Origin of the sequence: Tsukamurella asaccharolytica, from assembly GCF_007858435.1 — a bacterium.
GTDB classification, from domain to species: Bacteria; Actinomycetota; Actinomycetes; order Mycobacteriales; family Mycobacteriaceae; genus Tsukamurella; species Tsukamurella asaccharolytica.
Genome location: NZ_VIGW01000012.1, coordinates 78,211 through 96,129 on the forward strand (window position 1 = coordinate 78,211; position 17,919 = coordinate 96,129).

A 17,919-nucleotide genomic window follows, 5' to 3' on the forward strand; every position below is an offset into this window, starting at 1 on the left:
CGGGGCGAGAGCAGCCCACGGCTCACGGCAACAGGTCCCGGCGATAGACCAGTGCCGCCGCGCCGACGAGCGGGGCGTCACCGCCGAGTCCCGCGGGCACGACGCGGGCCGCGGCCACGTAAGGCAGCGGATGAGCTGCCACGGCTGCCTGTACGAGGTCCACGAAATCGTCAGCGACGGCGGTGAACCCACCGCCGAGCACGACGACCGAGACCGGTACGAGCGCTACTGCGCTACCGATCCCCTGGCCGACGGCGGCGGCGCACCGTCGGACCGCGGCGACGGCGACGGCATCGCCGGCGCGGTAGGCGGCGCCGAGGTCCTCCCCCGTCTCGCCGGCGAAGCCCTGCGAACGCGCCCAGTCCACCGTGTGCGGGCCGGAGGCGACGGATTCGAGCATCGTGGTGCGGCCGAGCGATTCGCTGCCGGTGTACCCCGAGACCTCCACCTGGCCGATGTGCCCGGCGTTGCCGACGAGCGCGCGTCCGCCGATGAGGAAGCCGCCGCCGATACCGGTGGAGACCACCATGCCGAGGGCGTCGTCGTACCCTCGCGCCGCACCGAGCCAGTGCTCGCCCAGGACGATCGCGACGCCGTCGCGCCGGAACTCCACGGGCAGGCCTCCGGCGGCGTCGGCCACGAAGTCGCGCAGTGGGAAGCCGTGCAGCGCCGTGAGGTTGATCGGCGACGCGGTGCCCGCCGCGTCGTCGACGGGACCGGCGGCCGCGAGGCCCACCCCCTGGACGGGCCCGTCCGCCGCGCCCAGGGCGTCGCGGACGACGCCGGCGATCCCGGCCTCGAGTTCGGCGGTCGTCGCCTCGTGGCCGGTGGGGGCACGGTGCCGTGACGCCTCGACGACGGTGCCGTCCGCCGCCACGAGGGCTGCTGCCACCTTCGTCCCGCCGAGGTCCACCGCGAGCACCGTCATCAGGCGTACCGCACCAGGCCGAGTTCGGCGGGGCCGGTGAGCAAACGGTGCTGCGGCAACACGCGCACGGCGTAGCCGAACCGGCCCACCTGACCGGGGAGCACGGCCCGGTAACGCTCGCCGTCGAAGTGCAGCCGAACGGATCTGCCGTTCACGATGTCCCCGGCCTCGTCGACGCCGCCGATCACGGCCTCGACGCGGACGTCGCCGTCCTCCAGCGACCCCAGCGCGATATCGGCGGCGATCTCCACTCCCTCCGGCCGGACGGTCGCGGCCGACGCGCCCACGCGGACCGCATCCCATCCCGCCCTGACCTTCTCGATGTACTCGACGAGCTCGCCGATGGCGGGCCGCGTCGAGCGGGCGGAGCGGGCGGCGGGGCGGTAGTAGTCGGTGGCGTACTCGCGGACCATGCGGTCGGCGGCCACCTCGGGCGCGGTCACCGCGAGCGTGTGCCGCACCTTCGCGAGCCAACGCAGGGGCGCGTCGTCCGCGTCGCGGCGGTCGTAGAAGGTCGGTACCACGTCGTGTTCGAGCAGGTCGTACAGGGCGTCGGCTTCGATGTCGTCGCGCCGCCCCGGGTCCACTCCGACCGCCGACGGGATGGCCCAGCCGTTGCTCCCGTCGTAGAGCTCGTCCCACCAACCGTCGAGGACCGAGAGGTTGAGCCCACCGTTCATCGCGCTCTTCATCCCGGACGTCCCGCACGCCTCCAGCGGGCGCAGCGGATTGTTCAGCCAGACGTCGCAGCCGTGGTAGAGGTAGCCCGCCATGCCGATGGAGTAGTTGGGCAGGAATGCGATCCGGTGTCGCAGGGTGCGGTCGTCGGTGAAGTGCAGCAGCTGTTGCAGCAGGCGCTTGCCCTCGTCGTCGTGGGGGTGGCTCTTCCCCGCGATGACCACCTGCACGGGGCGGTCCGGGTCAAGGAGAAGCGCCCGCAGGCGCTCGGGATCGCGCAGCATCAGCGTGAGCCGCTTGTAGGTGGAGACGCGGCGGGCGAAGCCGATCGTGAGGACCGAGGGATCGAACATCCGGTCCGTCCAGCCGAGTTCGGCGTCGACGGCGCCGCGCTCGCGCCACGCGGCCCGGGTGCGGGTGCGCACTTCGTCGACGAGGCGGTGCCGCAGGGTGGTACGCAAGCGCCACAGCGCGTCGTCGGGCATGGACAGCGGATCGGTCGCACGTTCGGCGACGAGACGATCGGCCCACGTGCCGTGGTGCACGCCGTTGGTGACCGAGCCGATGGGGATCTCGGCGGGCTCGAAGCCCGGCCACAGGTCGGCGAACATCTCGCGGCTCACGGCGCCGTGCAGCTTCGAGACGCCGTTCGCGCGCTGGGCGAGCCGGAATCCCATGTGGGCCATGTTGAAGACGCCGGGGTCGGCCTCGGCGCCGAGGGCGATCACCTCGTCGAGCGGCACCGTCGGGAGCAGAGAGCACATCTGCCCGCCGTCGCCGAAGTAGCGCCGCACCAGGTCCACCGGGAACCGGTCGATGCCCGCGGGCACTGGCGTATGGGTGGTGAAGACGGTGGCGGTGCGGGCGAGCGTCCGCGCCTGCGGATAGGTCAGCTCCTCGGTGGCCATGAGCTCGCGGATACGCTCAAGGCCGAGGAAGCCGGCGTGGCCCTCGTTGGCGTGGAAGACCTCGATCCCGGGGTGGCCGGTGAGGTCGCAGAAGGCCCGGGCCGCGCGGACTCCGCCGATGCCGAGCAGGATCTCCTGACGCAGGCGGTGTTCGGCGTCGCCGCCGTACAGGCGGTCGGTGACGCCGCGGAGATCGGGGTCGTTTCCCTCGATGTCGGTGTCCAGGAGCAGCAGCGGGATGCGGCCGACGTCGGCCCGCCAGACAGCGGCGCTGAGCACGCGCCCCTCCAGCGGCACGGAGACCACCAGCTGCTGCCCGCTGGAGAGCGTCACGGGGCGGAGCGGCAGCCGCTCCGGATCCAGCTCGGGGTAGGCCTCGAGCTGCCAGCCGTCCGCGGAAAGGGACTGCTGGAAGTAGCCCTGCCGGTATAAAAGGCCCAGTGCGATGAGCGGGAGCCCGAGGTCGGACGCGGCCTTGAGGTGGTCGCCCGCCAGGACGCCCAGGCCGCCGGAGTAGTTCGGCAGCGTCTGGCTCACGCCGAACTCCATCGAGAAGTACGCGATGCCCTTCGCGCCGTCCTTGAGCGCGTCGGCCCACGCCGGGCGGGTGAGGTAGTCGTTCAGGTCGGCGCGGAGGGCGCGGACCAGGGAGACGAACTCCTCGTCGACGCCGAGGGCCGCCACCCGCGCCTGATCGGCGCAGCGGAGCGTCTCGAGCGGGTCGCGGGTGTCCGCCCACACCTCGGGCGCGACGGTCGAGAACAGGTCCTGGGTGGGGCCGTGCCACACCCAGCGCAGGTTGCGGGCCAGGTCGGCGAGCGGCGCGAGCGACTCGGGGTAGGTGGGCTCGACGGTGAAGGTTCCTTCTGCGTGCACGTCTACCGACCCTATTGGTTGCCCGCGCCGCCCGCGACGTTACCGGCGGGTCACGTGCCCCTGCGCCGCGCCGATCACGGCGGCGGCCGTCGCGGCCAGCACGGAGCGGTCGCGCCCCATGCTCCACCGCACCTCGCCGTCGCGCCGGTACGCGATCAGCGTGAGCGCCTCCGCGTCATCGCCGCGGCCGAGCGCGGTCTGGTGCAGCGCGAGCACGTCGATCTTCGCGTCGTGCTCACCCAGCGCTGCGACAATCGCCTCGACCGGGCCGACGCCGTCGACGGTGGTGCGGTGCGGCGCACCGTCGACCCGGAGTCCGACCGTCACGCGGCTGCCGGCCGCGGTCTCCTCGGCGACGCACTCGACGAGTTCGAACCGGCCGGCCCCGGCCTGGTACGCCCGCTCGAACACGGCCCACAGCGCGGCGGTGTCCATCTCCGCGCCGTGCTCGTCGGCGTGCGCCTGGACGTGTCGGGCGAAATCGATCTGCAGGCGCCGCGGCAGCTCCAGCCCCAGGTCCCGCTCCAGCAGGTAGGCCATGCCGCCCTTCCCGGACTGGGAGTTGACGCGGATGACGGCGTCGTAGGTCCGGCCGATGTCGGCGGGGTCGACGGGCAGGTAGGGCACGCGCCACTCGATCTCGCGCTCCGGGCGCCCCTCGGCCGCGGCGCGGGCGCGGTGCTCAGCGAGGCCCTTCTTGATGGCGTCCTGGTGCGTGCCGCTGAACGCCGTGTGCACCAGATCCCCGACGTACGGGTGCCGGTCGTGGACGGCGATCCCGTTGCAGGCCTCCACGGTCCGCCGCACCTCATCGATGTCGGAGAAGTCGACCATGGGATCGATCCCTTGCGCGAACATGTTGAGCGCCAGCGTCGCCAGATCCACGTTGCCGGTGCGCTCGCCGTTGCCGAAGAGACAGCCCTCGACGCGCTGCGCCCCGGCGAGCACGGCCAGCTCGGCGCAGGCGATGCCGGTTCCGCGGTCGTTATGGGGGTGCACCGAGAGGATCACCGCATCGCGCCGGCCCAGGTTGCGGTGCATGTACTCGATCTGGTCGGCGTAGACGTTCGGCGTCGCCACCTCGACCGTCGCGGGCAGGTTGAGGATCACCGGCCGCTCGACGGTCGCGTCCCACAGCGCGGTCATCGCGTCGCAGACCTCGAGCACGTAGTCGGGCTCCGTGAGGTTGAAGACCTCGGGCGAGAACTCGAACCGCACGCCGTCGAGGTCGCCGGCGGCGGCGAGCAGGTCGCGGCCGCCGTCGAGGATCAGCGACCGCAGCTCGTCGCGGTCCCGGCCGAGCACCACGTCCCGCCAGGTCGGCGCGGTCGCGGTGTACATGTGGATCACCACCTCGTTGCGGATCCCGCGCACGGACTCGACGGTCCGCTCGATCAAGTCTCAGCGCGCGGGCGTGAACACCACGACGGTGACGTCCTGCGGCGCGATGTCGGTCTCGGCGATCAGGCGGACGAAGTCGTAGTCGGTCTGGGAGGCGGACGGGTAGCCGACCTCGATCTCCTTGTACCCCATGGCGACCATGAGCTCGAAGAAGCGGCGCTTGCGCGTGGGGTCCATGGGTTCGGGCAGGGCCTGATTGCCGTCGCGCAGGTCGACGGGCACCCAGAGGGGTGCCGTGGTCAGGCGGCGCGCGGGCCAGGTGCGGTCGGCGAGCGGGACGTCGACACGGGCGTGGACGTCGCGGTAGCGACGGTGCGGCATCTGCGAGCCGCGTTGCCGGTTCCAGGCGGGTGCGGCGGCGGGGACGGGGCCGTGGGGCGTGTCGATCGTGGAGAAGGGCATGACGGTTCCTTCGTCGAGCGGGGCGAGAGGGCCGGCGCGGATTCCCCACGGCGGGATGCCGGCCCGAGGAATCAGGCCCCGCCGTGGCGCGGAAGGAGAAGGAGGTGTCCCCGGTACGTCATGGCGACGACCCTAGCACAACTCCTCAGACAAGCTGAGAAGTATGCTCGACGCATGCCCCCGCTCCGCCGCACCTCGCTCGCCGATCAGGCCGCCGACGCGCTGCTCGCCCGCGTCCGGTCCGGGGAGTGGGCGGTCGGCGACAAACTCCCCGGCGAGACCACCCTGGCCCCGCAGCTCGGCGTCGGACGATCGACGGTGCGCGAGGCGATCCGGCGGCTGGCGGGGATCGGTGTGCTCGCCACCCGGCAGGGCGCCGGGGTGTTCGTGACCAGGCTCGACGCCCCGTCCGGCCTCGACGTGCTCCTCGACGGCGCCGCCATCGACGCGGTGCTCGAGGCACGGATCGCGGTCGAGGTGGAGGCCGCGACGCTCGCCGCGCGGCGCCGGACCGAGGAGGACCTGGACGCCGTTCGCGCCGCGCTCGCCATCCGTGCCGCGCACCGCGCGGATCTCGTGCGGCACGTCGAGACCGACACCGATTTCCACCGGGCGGTCATCGCTGCCGCGCACAACCCCGTCCTGCTCGAGATGTTCGACGGCATCGCCGCGCACCTGCGCCGGGCGATGATCGACATGCTGCGGACCCGCGACGAAGACTTCGGCGGCGACGACGATCAGCTCTCCCACGCCGCACTGCTCGACGCGATCGAGCACAGGGACGCGGACGCGGCCGCACGGCTGAGCCGGGAGCACTTGGCGGGCATGCTCACCCGGCGCGACGCGCACTGAGCGGCGCCGGCGGCGTCAGGCGTCGCGATACTCCGGCGGGACGATCCGGGTCAGCCGTTCGCGGGTGTCCTCGTCGCGCGGGAGGTAGGTCAGCATCCGCAGCGAAGGCCGGTCGCGCAGGTTGAACGTGCTCACCTGTAGGCGCAGCTCCCCCACCCGCGGATTGCGGATCGTCTTCTCCCAGTCGGCGGCGTCGAGCACCAGGCCCGCGTTCCACAGGTGCGCGAACAGCGGCGAAGCCGCCTGCAGCCGGCGCAGCAGCGGCTCCCACGCGGGATCGGCGTGACTGCCCGCGTACAGCGCGCGCGTCCGCGCGACGACGGCCTCGAGCTCCTGCCGGTCGGCGGCGTAGGCGCCGAGCCACAGCTCGTCCGTGAAGTCCAGCCAGAGGCAGTTCCGGTGCTCCGGCGGGAACCGTTCGACGTCGGTGATGAGGAAGCGGAAGGTGCGGTTGTACAGAACCATGTCGCCGCGGGTGTTGAGCACGGCGGCGGGATTGGGCAGGAGCGCGTCGAGCACAGGTTGGACGGTGGCCGCCGCCCCGGACTCCTCGGCCGCGGGCCCCGGCGGATGACCGGCGAGGCGCAGGACGTGGTCCCGCTCCCCCGGATCGAGCAGGAGCGCGTCGGCGACGGCGCAGAGCACCGCCGGGCTGGGATTGACGTCGCGGCCCTGCTCGACCCACGTGTACCAGGTCGTGCCGACGTGAGCCCGCGCCGCGACCTCCTCCCGGCGCAGCCCGGGCGTGCGGCGCCGGCCGCCTGCCGGGAGCCCGACCCGTTCCGGAGTCACCTGCTCACGGCGGGTCCGCAGGAAGCGCGCCAGCTCTGCGTTGTTGCGGGTGCCCATGCCACTGAGTATCCCCGCTCGCCGCACGCTCGCGCGCCGCGAGCCCGGTGGTCTCACTACTAGGATCCGTGCGGTCTGGATACCCGGATGACGACGAGGCACCGTCGGGGCCATGACCTCCGCTCCCCTCCCCCGCCTGACCGGCGCCGGGCTCGCCGTGCTCGGCGTCGCCTACTTCCTCACGACCTTCCTGTTCGCGTCGGCGAACGTCGCCGTCCCCGAGGTGGCGCGGCGGCTCTCCGCGTCGCCGGCGCAGCAAACGCTGATCCTGGCCGCGTTCTCGGCGACCTTCGCGACGGCACTGATCCTGTTCGGCCGGCTCGGCGACAACCGCGGGCGACGCCAGGTCTTCGTGGTCGGCCTCATCGCGGCCGGGATCGCCTCCATCGCCGCCGGATTCGCCCCGGATATCACCTCGCTCATCGTGCTCCGCGCGATGCAGGGGGTCGGCGCGGCGGCCTTCACCCCGCAGGTGCTCTCGACCGTGCAGGCGACCGCCACGGGCGAGGCGCGCCGCCGGGCGATCGCGGTCATCGCCGCCACGGCGGGCCTGGGCTTCTGCGGCGGGCAGGTCGTCGGCGGCGCTCTGCTGGCGTGGGACCCGGCGGGCCTCGGGTGGCGCACCGTGTGGTGGTCGGCCGCCGGCATCGCGCTCGTCGCGGCGGCCGCCGCCCGCGCGGTGCCCGACACGCGCGCGCAGCGCCGGCTCCCGCTGGACTACCGCGGCACGGCGCTGCTGACCGCAGCCCTGCTGGCCCTGCTGGTGGGGCTCTCGATGGGAGGCTCGCTGGGCTGGCCCCCGGTCTCCTGGGTGCTGCTCGCCGTCGCCGTCGGTGCCGGCGCGGCGTTCTGGTCGGCGCAGCGTCGCGCGGAGGCCGCGGGCGGCGCGCCGATGCTGCCGCCGTCGGTGTTCGCGCACCGGCCGATCCGGGTCGGGCTGCTCATGGCGCTGCTGTTCTTCTCCGGCTACGGCGCCCTGGTCTTCGAGTACGCGCTGGTGAGCGAGCACGCCCTGGGGATGAGCCCGATGGCGTCGGGCCTGGCCCTGGTGCCGTACGGCGCCGCCTTCGTGGCCGTCTCCCTGGGCCAGCCGGCGATCCACCGCGTCCTCGGCGCGCGGACCATGCCGGTGGGGGCCGCGCTCAACGCCGTCGGCCTCCTCGCCCTCGCGGCGACCGGCCTCGCGGCCCCGCAGATCTGGGCGTGGGGGGTGCAGCCCGCCCTGATCCTCGTGGGCGCGGCCCAGGCGATGCAGTTCGGGCCACTGGTCGGGGCCATCATGGGGGCGGTGCCGGACCGCATCGCCGGGCTCACCGGCGGTCTCGTGTCGACGGCGCAGCAGGCGGCGTTCGCGCTGGGCGTCGCGACGCTCGGGACGGGCTACACCGCGCTGGCCGGCGGGATGCCCGCGCAGCACGCCTTCGCGGTGGTCCTGGTGGTGCACGCGGGACTCGCCGCCGCCTTCGCTGCGTGCGCCCGGAGCCTGCACCGCGCACCGTCGACCGACGGCACGGAGCCCCGACTCCCCGCCGCGGCGGTCAGAAGTCGCCGTTGAAGCGGCGCAACGAGCGGATCGCGCCGACCAGGGCGGCGGACTCGTCGTCCGGCATGCCGATGTCGGAGAAGACGTCGTTGAGCACCACGGTCGCCTTCTCCACCAGCTCCCGGCCGTCCGGGGTGATGGCGACGAGCGTGGTGCGGCCGTCGGTCGGGTGGGGCTTGCGCTCGACCAGCCCGGCCTCGCCGAGCCTGTCGATCGCGTGGGTCACCGACGAGACGTGCACCTGCAGCCGGGTGCTCGCCTTCGAGATCGGCAGTTCGCCGCGCTTGGTGAAGGCGAGCAGCCGCAGCAGCTCGAATCGGGAGAACGACAGGCGGAAGGGCTTGAGCGCCGTCTCGATCCGCGCGAGCAGGATCTGGTGCGCTCGCATCACGGAGGTCACCGCCTCCATGCCCGAGGCGACGTCGCCGCCCCAGCCCGCGTCCTCCCAGTTGCGGCGGGCGCGCGCGATCGGGTCCCGGGGGTCCGGTTCAGCCATCCCGCCCGCCTTCCTCGTCGTGAATCGCTACCTCAGCGTCTGAATGATCGCACTGAAGTCCAGGCCGCCGTTGTCCTGCGCGAACGCGGAGTACAGCTCGGCGGCATGCGTGCCGAGCGGCGCGCGGGCACCGGTGGACGCGACGGCGTCCATGGCCAGACCGAGGTCCTTGTTCATCAGGGCCGTCGCGAAGCCGGGCTTGAACTCGTTGCCCGACGGTGCCCCCGCCACCGGCCCCGGCACGGGGCAGTTGGTGTGCAGCGACCAGCAGTTGCCGGTGGCGCCGGTGACCACGTCGTACAGCGCCTGATCCGCCAGGCCGAGCTTCTCGGCGAGGACGAAGGCCTCGCCCACGACGATCTGCTGGACCGCCAGGATCATGTTGTTGCACACCTTCGCGGCCTGCCCGTTACCCGAGCCGCCGCAATGGATCACCTTGCCCGCCATCGGATCCAGCACGGGCTGGGCCGCGGCGAACGCAGCGTCGTCGCCGCCCACCATGAAGGCGAGAGTGCCCGCGTCGGCGCCCTTGACGCCGCCCGAGACGGGGGCGTCCACCTGCTGCATGCCCGCGGCCTCGGCCAGCGCGTGCACGGCGCGGGCGTCGTCGACGGAGATGGTGGAGCTGTCGATGAACAGCGTGCCCCGCGCGGCGTGCGGGAGGACCGACTCGTACACCGACCTCACGATGGCGCCGTTGGGCAGCATGGTGACCACGGCGTCGGCGCCGGTCACCGCCTCCTCGGCGGTGTCGATCACGGTGACACCGGCGGCGCGGGCCGCGTCCTGCGCCGCGGGGACGAGGTCGAATCCGCGCACGGTGTGGCCGGCGGCGACGAGGTTCTTCGCCATCGGGCCGCCCATGTGGCCGAGGCCCAGGAATGCGATCGTGCTCATGAAGCTGTTCCTCCTACTTGCCCTGGATGCGGGCGGCTTCGGCGCGGCCGATCACCATCCGCATGATCTCGTTGGTGCCCTCGAGGATCCGATTCACCCGCAGGTCGCGGACGATCTTCTCGACGCCGGTCTCGTGCAGGTAGCCGTAGCCGCCGTGCAGTTGGAGCGCCTGGTCGGCGACCTGGTAGCAGGTCTCGGTGACGAACTTCTTCGCCATGGCGCAGAGCTCGACCTTGTCGGGGTCGTTCTCGTCGAGCGCGGTGGCCGCACGCCACAGGATCAGGCGCGAGGCCTCGAGCGAGGTGGCCATGTCGGCGAGCGTGAACCGGATGGTCGGCTCGTCGATGAGCTTGCGACCGAAGGTCTCGCGCTCCGTCATGTACCGCAGCGCGAGATCGTAGGCGGCCTGGGCGCCGCCGAGGGAGCAGGCCGCGATGTTCAGGCGGCCGCCGTTGAGCCCGTTCATGGCGATGCCGAAGCCCTTGCCGGCCCCGTCGACCCCGCCCAGCATTCGATCCGAAGGGACCCGCACGTTCTCGAAGATCACCTGGGTGGTGGGCTGGCTGTGCCAGCCCATCTTCACCTCGGGCGGCCCGAAGGACAGCCCGGGAGTCCCCTTGTCCACCAGGAAGGTCGAGATGCCGCGGGCGCCCTCGCCCTCGCTGCGCGCCATGACCACGTACAGGTCGGACGCGCCGCCGCCGGAGATGAACTGCTTCGTGCCGTTGAGGACGAAGTCGTCGCCGTCGCGGTCGGCCTTCGTGGTGAGCGACGCCGCGTCCGAGCCGGCGCCCGGCTCGGTGAGGCAGTAGCTGGCCATCACGTCCATCGGGGCCAGCTTGGGGATCCACTCCTGCCGCTGCTCCTCGGAGCCGTAGGTGTCCACCATCCAGGTGCACATGTTGTGGATCGAGATGAACGCCGCTGTGACCGGGTCGCCCTTGGCGAGCTCCTCGAAGATGCGAACGCCGTCGAGCCGGCGGAGGCCGGACCCGCCCACGTCCTCGCGGGTGTAGATGGCGGCCATGCCGAGGCTGCCCGCCTCTTTCATCTCGGCCACGGGGAAGTGCTTGGTGGCGTCCCACTCCAGTGCGTAGGGCGCGAGGCGCTTGCGGGAGAAATCGCGCGCCATCTCGACGATGGCGAGGTCGTCCCCCGTCAGGTTCGGGTAGGGCACGTGCCGCTCCTAGTTCATCGTGGGGATGGAGAACTCCGCGCCGTCCTTGATGCCCGAGGGCCAGCGCGAGGTCACCGTCTTGGTCTTGGTGTAGAAGAGGATCGAGTGCGGGCCGTGCTGGTTCAGGTCACCGAAGCCGGACCGCTTCCAGCCGCCGAAGGTGTGGTAGGCAACCGGCACGGGGATCGGCACGTTGACGCCGACCATGCCGACCTCGACCCGCGCCACGAAATCGCGGGCGGCGTCGCCGTCGCGGGTGAAGATCGCCACGCCGTTGCCGTACTCGTGCTCGGTCGGCAGCGCGAGGGCGTCCTCGTAGCTGTTCGCGCGGACGATGCAGAGCACGGGGCCGAAGATCTCGTCCGTGTAGATCGACATGTCCTTGGTGACGTGGTCGAACAGGGTCGGCCCGAGGTAGTTGCCGCCGGAGAGGTCGGCGTCGCCGAAGGTCAGCTCGTCGCTGGTGCGCTCGCGGCCGTCGACCACGAGGTCGGCGCCGGCGTCCACACCCTGCTGGATGTAGCTCTTGGTGCGCTCCACCGCGGCCGGGGTGATGAGCGGCCCGTAGTCGGCCTTCGGGTCGTGGCTGTGGCCGACACGCAGCTGTTGCACCCGCTCGACGAGTCGCTCACGCAGGCGGTTCGCGGTCTCCTCGCCCACCGGCACGGCGACGGAGATCGCCATGCAGCGCTCGCCGGCGGAGCCGTAGCCGGCGCCGATGAGCGCGTCCACGGCCTGGTCCAGGTCGGCGTCGGGGAGGATCACCATGTGGTTCTTCGCACCGCCGAAGGCCTGGCTGCGCTTGCCGTTCTTGGCGCACGTCTCGTAGATGTACTGCGCGATGTCCGAGCTGCCGACGAAGCCGACGGCCTTGACGTCGGGGTTGTTCAGCAGGGCATCGACGGCCTCCTTATCGCCGTGGACGACCTGGAAGACCCCCTCGGGCAGGCCCGCCTCGATGAACAGCTCAGCCAGACGGACGGGCACCGACGGGTCGCGCTCGGAGGGCTTGAGAATGAAGGCGTTGCCGCACGCCAGGGCCGGTCCGGCCTTCCACAGCGGGATCATGGCCGGGAAGTTGAAGGGCGTGATGCCGGCGACAACGCCGAGCGGCTGGCGCATCGAGTAGACATCGATGCCGGTGCCGGCACCCTCGGTGTACTCACCCTTGAGCAGGTGCGGAATGCCGATCGAGAACTCGATGACCTCGATGCCGCGCTGGATGTCGCCCTTGGCGTCGGCGACGGTCTTGCCGTGCTCGCTCGAGAGCAGCGAGGCGAGCTCGTCGATGTTCTGGTGGACGAGGTCGATGAACTTCATGAAGACGCGGGCGCGGCGCTGCGGGTTGAATGCGGCCCACTGGACCTGCGCCTTCTTGGCGCGCGCGACGACATCGTCGACCTCGGCGGTGCTCGCCAGCGGGACGGTGGCCTGCACCTGACCCGTGCTGGGGTCGAAGACGTCGGCGGTGCGGCCTGCGCCGGCGGAGCCGGCAATGACGGCACCAGCCTCCACGCGACGACCGTCGATGAAGTGCGGGATGGTGCGCACGTCAGCCATGGTGTGTCCTTCTCTCTCGATCAAGGTCCATCGCGAAAACCCTTGCGCGATGTGGTGCCCATCACTATATACTTGGATATCCAAGTAATCAACCGGAGGGTCCGAAAGTGACTAGCACACAGGGATATCAAGACTTCCTCGCCGCGCGAGACCTGCTGGTCGAGCTCGCCGACGACTACGACGCGGCGCGCGAGCGCTTCAGTTGGCCGCAGCTCGACGAGTGGAACTTCGCGCTCGACTGGTTCGACCGGGTCGCCGAGAACAACGACGCGCCGGCGCTCTGGATCGTCGAGGAGGACGGCTCCGAGTCGAAGTTCAGCTACGCGGAGATGAGCGCGCGCTCGAACCGGGTGGCGAACTGGCTGCGGGAGCGCGGCGTGGCGCCGGGCGACCGCATCCTGCTCATGCTCAGCAACCAGGTCGAACTCTGGGACGTCATGCTCGCCGCGATCAAGCTCGGCGCCGTGGTCATCCCCGCCACCACCCTGCTGGCCGAGGCCGACGTCGCCGATCGGATCACCCGCGGCGGCGCGAAGCACGTGATCGTGCGCAGCGAGTTGACCGACCGCGTGCCGGACGATGTCGCGGTCAGCCGCATCGTCATAGGCTCGCCCGTACCGGGCTGGGAGACCTTCGCCTCGGCGTACACCGTGCCGGACACCTTCACCCCGACGCACACGACCCGCGCCGACGACACCCTGCTGCTGTACTTCACCTCCGGCACGACCAGCGCGCCGAAGCTGGTCGAGCACACGCACGCGAGCTACCCCGTGGGCCATCTGTCCACCATGTACTGGATCGGTCTGCGCCCCGGCGATGTCCACCTCAACGTCAGCTCGCCGGGCTGGGCGAAGCACGCGTGGAGCAACGTCTTCACACCCTGGATCGCGCAGGCCTGCGTGTTCATCTACAACTACAACCGGTTCGACGCGGCCGCCCTCATGCAGCAGATGGAACGGGCGGGTGTGACCAGCTTCTGCGCCCCGCCCACGGTGTGGCGCATGCTCATCCAGGCCGACCTGGCGGCCCTGAAGACTCCGCCGCGCGTGGTCGTGGGCGCCGGCGAGCCGCTCAACCCCGAGGTGATCTCTCGCGTGCGCGACGCCTGGGGCGTGACGATCCGCGACGGCTTCGGACAGACCGAGACCACCGTGCAGGTGGCGAACACGCCGGGCCAGCCGCTCAAGGACGGCTCCATGGGGCGTCCATGCCCCGGCTACGACGTGGTGCTGGTCGATCCCGCCACCGGCGAGCAGGGCGTGACCGAAGGCGAGATCTGTCTGCGGCTCGACCCGCGGCCGCTCGGCCTGATGGTCGGCTACCACGGCGATGCGGAGAAGACCGCGCGGGTGATGGAGGGCGGCGTCTACCACACGGGCGACGTGGCCGCGGTGGACGCGGACGGATACCTGACCTACGTCGGCCGGACCGACGACGTCTTCAAGTCCAGCGATTACAAGATCAGCCCGTTCGAGCTGGAATCGGTCCTCCTGGAGCACGATGCCGTGGCCGAAGCTGCCGTCGTCCCGGCGCCGGACGAGCTCAGACTTGCGGTACCGAAGGCGTACATCGTGCTCGTCGAGGGCTACCTCCCCGACGAGTCCACGGCGAAATCGATCTTCGACTACAGCCGCGAGCACCTCGCGCCGTACAAGCGCGTGCGCCGCATCGCCTTCGCCGAGCTGCCGAAGACGATCAGCGGGAAGATCCGCCGCGTCGAGCTGCGTAAGGCCGAGGAGCAGGGCCTGACCTCCGCGGAGTTCCGCGAGTCCTGACGGGACGCTGCCCCGCCGACGCGAACCGGCTCGTCGCGCCACTGCGCCCGATGAGCCGGGCCCGTTGGGCAACCGGTTACCCACGGGTAGCTAGCACTCGTCGCATAGGAATCCCCAGGAAGCGTTCTGGGCTAACGCTGTTAAGTCACGAAGGGGGGCGCGGCGGAAGCGGCGCGGCTCTAAGCTGGGCGTCTCATGCTCACCTACGTGCTCGACGTCCGCGACCTCTCGGACGTGCGCTTCGTCCTGGCGCCGATGAACGAGACGTCGCTGAGCCTGTTCCACCTGAACACGACACATAGGAGCTCCGCGCACCTGCGCCGTTGGCGCAGCAACGCCCAGGCGCAGCGCGACCGGTACGACCACCGGCTGGTCAGTGCGCTGGTGGCCCCGTCGGGGAAGGCGATCCCGGACTTCCTGACCCCGATGCCGCCGCTCGGGGACTCGCGACCGTCGCTCGACGAGGGCCTGGCGGCGATCGCGGCGACCGATCCGGCGCTGATCCACGCGCAGCTGGACGAGCTGCGGGAGGGCGGGGAACCGTCACCCGCGCTGGCGCGCCTGCTCGACGATCCCGAGCGCGCGGGGCCGCGCATCGCGGCGGCGCTGGAGCGCTACCACCGGGTGGTCATCGCGCCGATCTGGCCGTCGGTGAACCGGATCCTCGAGTCCGACGTCACGTTCCGCGGCAGGGAGTTGGCGATAGGCGGGCCGACGCAGCTGTTCGCCTCGCTCAATCCGAATCTCACCTGGGACCGCGACGGCCGGTTGCGACTGGACCTGGCCTACGCGCGGGGCTCCGGCGAGTACGCCTCCGCGGGCCGCGGGCTCACCCTGATCCCGAGCGTCTTCCTCACCCGTCTCGTCAGCGCGCACTCCCCGGAGACGGCGACGCCGCACGCCGGCTACCCGGCGCGGGGCAGTGCGACCCTCATGGAGTCGATGCGCGAGGTCCCGCCGGGCGCACTACGGCGGCTCATCGGCGGGGCGAAGGCGGACGTGCTGCATGCCCTGGACGAACCGGTGGCGGTCAGCGAGTTGGCGCGGCGGCTGGAGGTGACGCCGTCGGCGGCGTCACAGAGCCTGCGCGTGCTCCACGAGAACGGTCTGGTCGACCGGGCCCGGAGCGGGCGCGAGGTGCTCTACCGGCGCACGCCGGACGGTGACCGGTTGGTGCGCGGCCACCGTGCCTGAGGGTGGAGCGGTCGATCAGAAGCGCAGCGCGGCGGGGCCGGTGTACTCGGGGTTCGCGGTGACGAAACGCCGCAGCGCGGCGCGCAGGCCGGAGGCGGCGAACCCGGAGCGGGGCGCGGCGGTGGGCTTCGCGGCGTCGTCGTGGATGTCGGCGAGGCGGGCGTAGACAGCGCCTGCGGTCGGGTCGGCGGTGAGGCTGGTGAAATCACGGTAATCGGTCATGACAACGAGTCTCTCGACCGCGCAGTCGCACCGCCAATCTTTAAGCGATGAGCTAAAGTGTGATCGGGAACACTGTGCACTGGAACACATTCCGACGGCGGTGTCAGCGCACGACTTCGCGCCGCCCCGCGTCGAGCCGACGAGTCCACCCGCGGCCGTCGAGCAGCTCGAGCAAAGGGACCGCAACCCGCCGGCTCGTGCCGAGCGCCTGCCGCGCCTGCGAGACGGTGAACGGCTGCGCCAGCCTCGCGAGCTCCCGCATCGCGAGCGCGGGTGCGCGCGGCGCGAGCACGATGCCCTCCGCCAGCCGGATCAGGCGCCCCGCCCGCTCGGCCGCGGCGAGTTCCCGGGCCCCGAGCTGCAGCGCCGCCAGCTCGTCTGCCTCCGGGGCCGCGAACGGGGCTTCGGCCAGCCGCCGCTCGATCTCCGCCACGGCGGCCTCCGCAGGCCCCAGCTCGGCGCGGTGCCCCGGCATCGCGAGCCGCCCGCCCTCCGCTTCGAGCCCGGCCCCGTCGAGCACCGCCGACAGCAGCGACGGATCGGGCAGTTCCAGGGCCTCCCGCGCGGCACCGAGCGACATACCGGCGGCGAGCGGGTCCCGCTCGTGCAGCTCAGCCACCAGCCCGCGCAGGCGTGCCTGCCAGGCGTCGAGCGCGGCGTCGTGGATCCACCACTGCCCGATCACCCGCACGCCGTCCGGGACGCCCGCGCCGAAGCCGAGATCGTCGAGGCGCTCGCGCCGCACGGCACCCCGGCGAGACACCTCGGCGAGCAGGTCCCCGTCGGAGCCCCGGCCCGCGAGCGCTTCGGCGCGACGGGCTCCGTCGCCACGCCGGCGCAGGGCCGGCGGGTGCGCATCGAGCACCCGCGCGCCGCCGACGACCCGCTTCTCCCCCGGGTCCCGCAGCACCAGCGGGTCGCCGAGCACGAGCGGCAGGTCTCGGGCCAGCGTCAGCCGGGCGTGCTCACCGTCGAAGGGACGCACGCGGGCGGGGACGGCGGCGGTGCCCGCGTGCACGGTGATCCATACGGGCACGGCCGCGTCCGGGTCCGACGGTGCGATCCGCACGTCCACGACGCCGGTGACACGCCACTGCCCGGGCGTGAGCAGGGCGTCGCCGCGGTGGATCTCCTCGACCGCGACCCCGCGCAGGTTCACCGCGACGCGCGAGACCGGCCCCACCGCGTCCGCGGCCGCGCCGTGCCGCTGCAAGCCGCGCACGGTCACCCGGCGGGTGCCGCGCCCGCCGAACAGCTCCAGCTCGTCTCCCACGCGCACCGTTCCCGCCGCCACCGTGCCGGTCACCACGGTGCCGGCTCCGACGACGGTGAACGCCCGGTCGATCCAGATCCGCACGCGTGCCTTCGGATCGGGCGGAGGCACATCCGCGAGGACGGCGTCGAGGACGACTCGCAGCTCGTCGAGCCCGTCCCCCGTGACTGCGGAGACGGCAACGACCGGGGCCTCTGCGAGCCCGGTGCCCGCCAGCTCACGGCGAGCCTGCGCGGTCACAGCGGCGACGGCGTCGGGCGCCCTGTCGGTCTTGGTGATCACGACGAGGCCGTGCTCGATCCCCAGGGCCGCCACCGCGTCTCGGTGATCGTCGGACTGCGCACTCCAGCCCTCGTCGGCCGCGACGACGAAGCACACCACCGGGACGGGTCCGAGGCCGGCGAGCATGTTGCCGAGGAAGCGCTCGTGCCCGGGCACGTCGACGAAGGCCAGCTCGCGGCCGGACGGCAGTGCGGTCCAGGCGAATCCGAGGTCGATGGTCAGGCCGCGGCGCTGCTCCTCGGCCCAGCGGTCGGGCTCGATCCCGGTGAGGGCGCGGACCAGCGTGGACTTACCGTGGTCGACGTGGCCCGCGGTGGCTACGACGAACACGCGCGCACCGCTTCCGCGACCGTCGCATCCGCCTCCTCGGGCACGCAGCGCAGGTCGAGCAGGCAGGCACCGTCGGACAGGCGCGGGAGGACGGGCGGGTGCCCGGCGCGCAACGGCGCCGCGAGCGCCTCCGGAAGGCGGACGGCCCAGCCGGGCAACGGCACACCCGGCGCGCCGCCACCGCCGACACGCCCGTCGTGCGGGACGACGGTGCCGCCCACGCGGGCGGCGAGGCGCTCCGCGCGGCGGCGCAGGTCCTCGGGGTCGGCGTGCAGG

13 protein-coding genes and 2 pseudogenes are annotated in these 17,919 nt (G+C 72.2%); 4 read left to right on the forward strand and 11 right to left on the reverse strand.

What is annotated here, in order from left to right; genetic code table 11:
* Positions 1–22 precede the first annotated feature (22 nt).
* The 3 genes and pseudogenes from FK529_RS16945 to FK529_RS16955 all read right to left on the reverse strand — a co-directional run bounded on the left by FK529_RS16945 (position 23) and on the right by FK529_RS16955 (position 5,112).
* Positions 23–928, reverse strand: coding sequence for an ROK family protein (locus FK529_RS16945; RefSeq protein ID WP_146563390.1), 906 nt, complete (start codon positions 926–928; stop codon positions 23–25).
* A complete protein-coding gene (glgP, locus tag FK529_RS16950; RefSeq protein WP_146563392.1) occupies positions 928–3,390 on the reverse strand; it encodes an alpha-glucan family phosphorylase in 2,463 nt (820 codons plus the stop codon). The genes FK529_RS16945 and glgP overlap by 1 nt, the downstream gene beginning before the upstream one ends.
* 39 nt (positions 3,391–3,429) lie before the next feature.
* Positions 3,430–5,112: pseudogene (locus FK529_RS16955) on the reverse strand (2-isopropylmalate synthase).
* 255 nt (positions 5,113–5,367) lie between these two features.
* On the opposite strand from FK529_RS16955, the gene FK529_RS16960 reads away from it, so the two are divergent.
* Positions 5,368–6,045, forward strand: a complete 678-nt coding sequence (locus tag FK529_RS16960) for a FadR/GntR family transcriptional regulator (protein ID WP_146563394.1) — start codon at positions 5,368–5,370, stop codon at positions 6,043–6,045.
* Positions 6,046–6,060: 15 nt separating this feature from the next.
* Here the strand turns inward: FK529_RS16960 and FK529_RS16965 are convergent, their stop codons facing one another.
* On the reverse strand, positions 6,061–6,894 hold the full coding sequence (locus FK529_RS16965; RefSeq protein ID WP_158635142.1) for a helix-turn-helix transcriptional regulator: 834 nt from the start codon (positions 6,892–6,894) through the stop codon (positions 6,061–6,063).
* Between the two features lie 112 nt (positions 6,895–7,006).
* Between FK529_RS16965 and FK529_RS16970 the strand changes: the two genes are divergently transcribed.
* Positions 7,007–8,449 carry an MFS transporter gene (locus FK529_RS16970; RefSeq protein WP_146563398.1) on the forward strand — a complete coding sequence of 481 codons (1,443 nt, stop codon included), beginning with the start codon at positions 7,007–7,009 and terminating at the stop codon, positions 8,447–8,449.
* Here FK529_RS16970 and FK529_RS16975 read toward each other — a convergent pair.
* The 4 genes from FK529_RS16975 to FK529_RS16990 are packed head-to-tail and all read right to left on the reverse strand — an operon-like array spanning position 8,433 to position 12,567.
* Entirely contained in the window at positions 8,433–8,933 is a 501-nt protein-coding gene (locus tag FK529_RS16975) for a MarR family winged helix-turn-helix transcriptional regulator (RefSeq protein WP_068524523.1), read from the reverse strand. The two genes, FK529_RS16970 and FK529_RS16975, sit on opposite strands and share 17 nt — an antisense overlap.
* Before the next feature lie 27 nt (positions 8,934–8,960).
* On the reverse strand, positions 8,961–9,830 hold the full coding sequence (mmsB, locus tag FK529_RS16980) for a 3-hydroxyisobutyrate dehydrogenase (RefSeq protein WP_146563400.1): 870 nt from the start codon (positions 9,828–9,830) through the stop codon (positions 8,961–8,963).
* 13 nt (positions 9,831–9,843) lie between these two features.
* A complete protein-coding gene (locus FK529_RS16985) occupies positions 9,844–11,007 on the reverse strand; it encodes an acyl-CoA dehydrogenase family protein (protein WP_269432100.1) in 1,164 nt (387 codons plus the stop codon).
* A gap of 9 nt (positions 11,008–11,016) precedes the next feature.
* Positions 11,017–12,567 carry a CoA-acylating methylmalonate-semialdehyde dehydrogenase gene (locus FK529_RS16990; protein ID WP_193559721.1) on the reverse strand — a complete coding sequence of 517 codons (1,551 nt, stop codon included), beginning with the start codon at positions 12,565–12,567 and terminating at the stop codon, positions 11,017–11,019.
* A gap of 107 nt (positions 12,568–12,674) precedes the next feature.
* Here FK529_RS16990 and FK529_RS16995 point away from each other — a divergent pair, with 107 nt between their 5' ends.
* Positions 12,675–14,342, forward strand: a complete 1,668-nt coding sequence (locus tag FK529_RS16995; RefSeq protein WP_146563403.1) for an AMP-binding protein — start codon at positions 12,675–12,677, stop codon at positions 14,340–14,342.
* A gap of 195 nt (positions 14,343–14,537) precedes the next feature.
* Positions 14,538–15,536, forward strand: coding sequence for an ArsR/SmtB family transcription factor (locus tag FK529_RS17000; RefSeq protein WP_146563405.1), 999 nt, complete (start codon positions 14,538–14,540; stop codon positions 15,534–15,536).
* Positions 15,537–15,551: 15 nt separating this feature from the next.
* Here the strand turns inward: FK529_RS17000 and FK529_RS17005 are convergent, their stop codons facing one another.
* The 3 genes and pseudogenes from FK529_RS17005 to FK529_RS17015 all read right to left on the reverse strand — a co-directional run.
* A complete protein-coding gene (locus FK529_RS17005) occupies positions 15,552–15,758 on the reverse strand; it encodes a hypothetical protein (protein WP_146563406.1) in 207 nt (68 codons plus the stop codon).
* Positions 15,759–15,861: 103 nt separating this feature from the next.
* Positions 15,862–17,643 (reverse strand): selenocysteine-specific translation elongation factor, encoded by a 1,782-nt coding sequence (gene selB / locus FK529_RS17010; RefSeq protein WP_146563408.1) that lies wholly within the window; start codon positions 17,641–17,643, stop codon positions 15,862–15,864.
* Positions 17,631–17,919, reverse strand: a pseudogene (locus FK529_RS17015) (L-seryl-tRNA(Sec) selenium transferase); the annotation flags it as partial. The pseudogene FK529_RS17015 and the gene selB, both read right to left, overlap by 13 nt.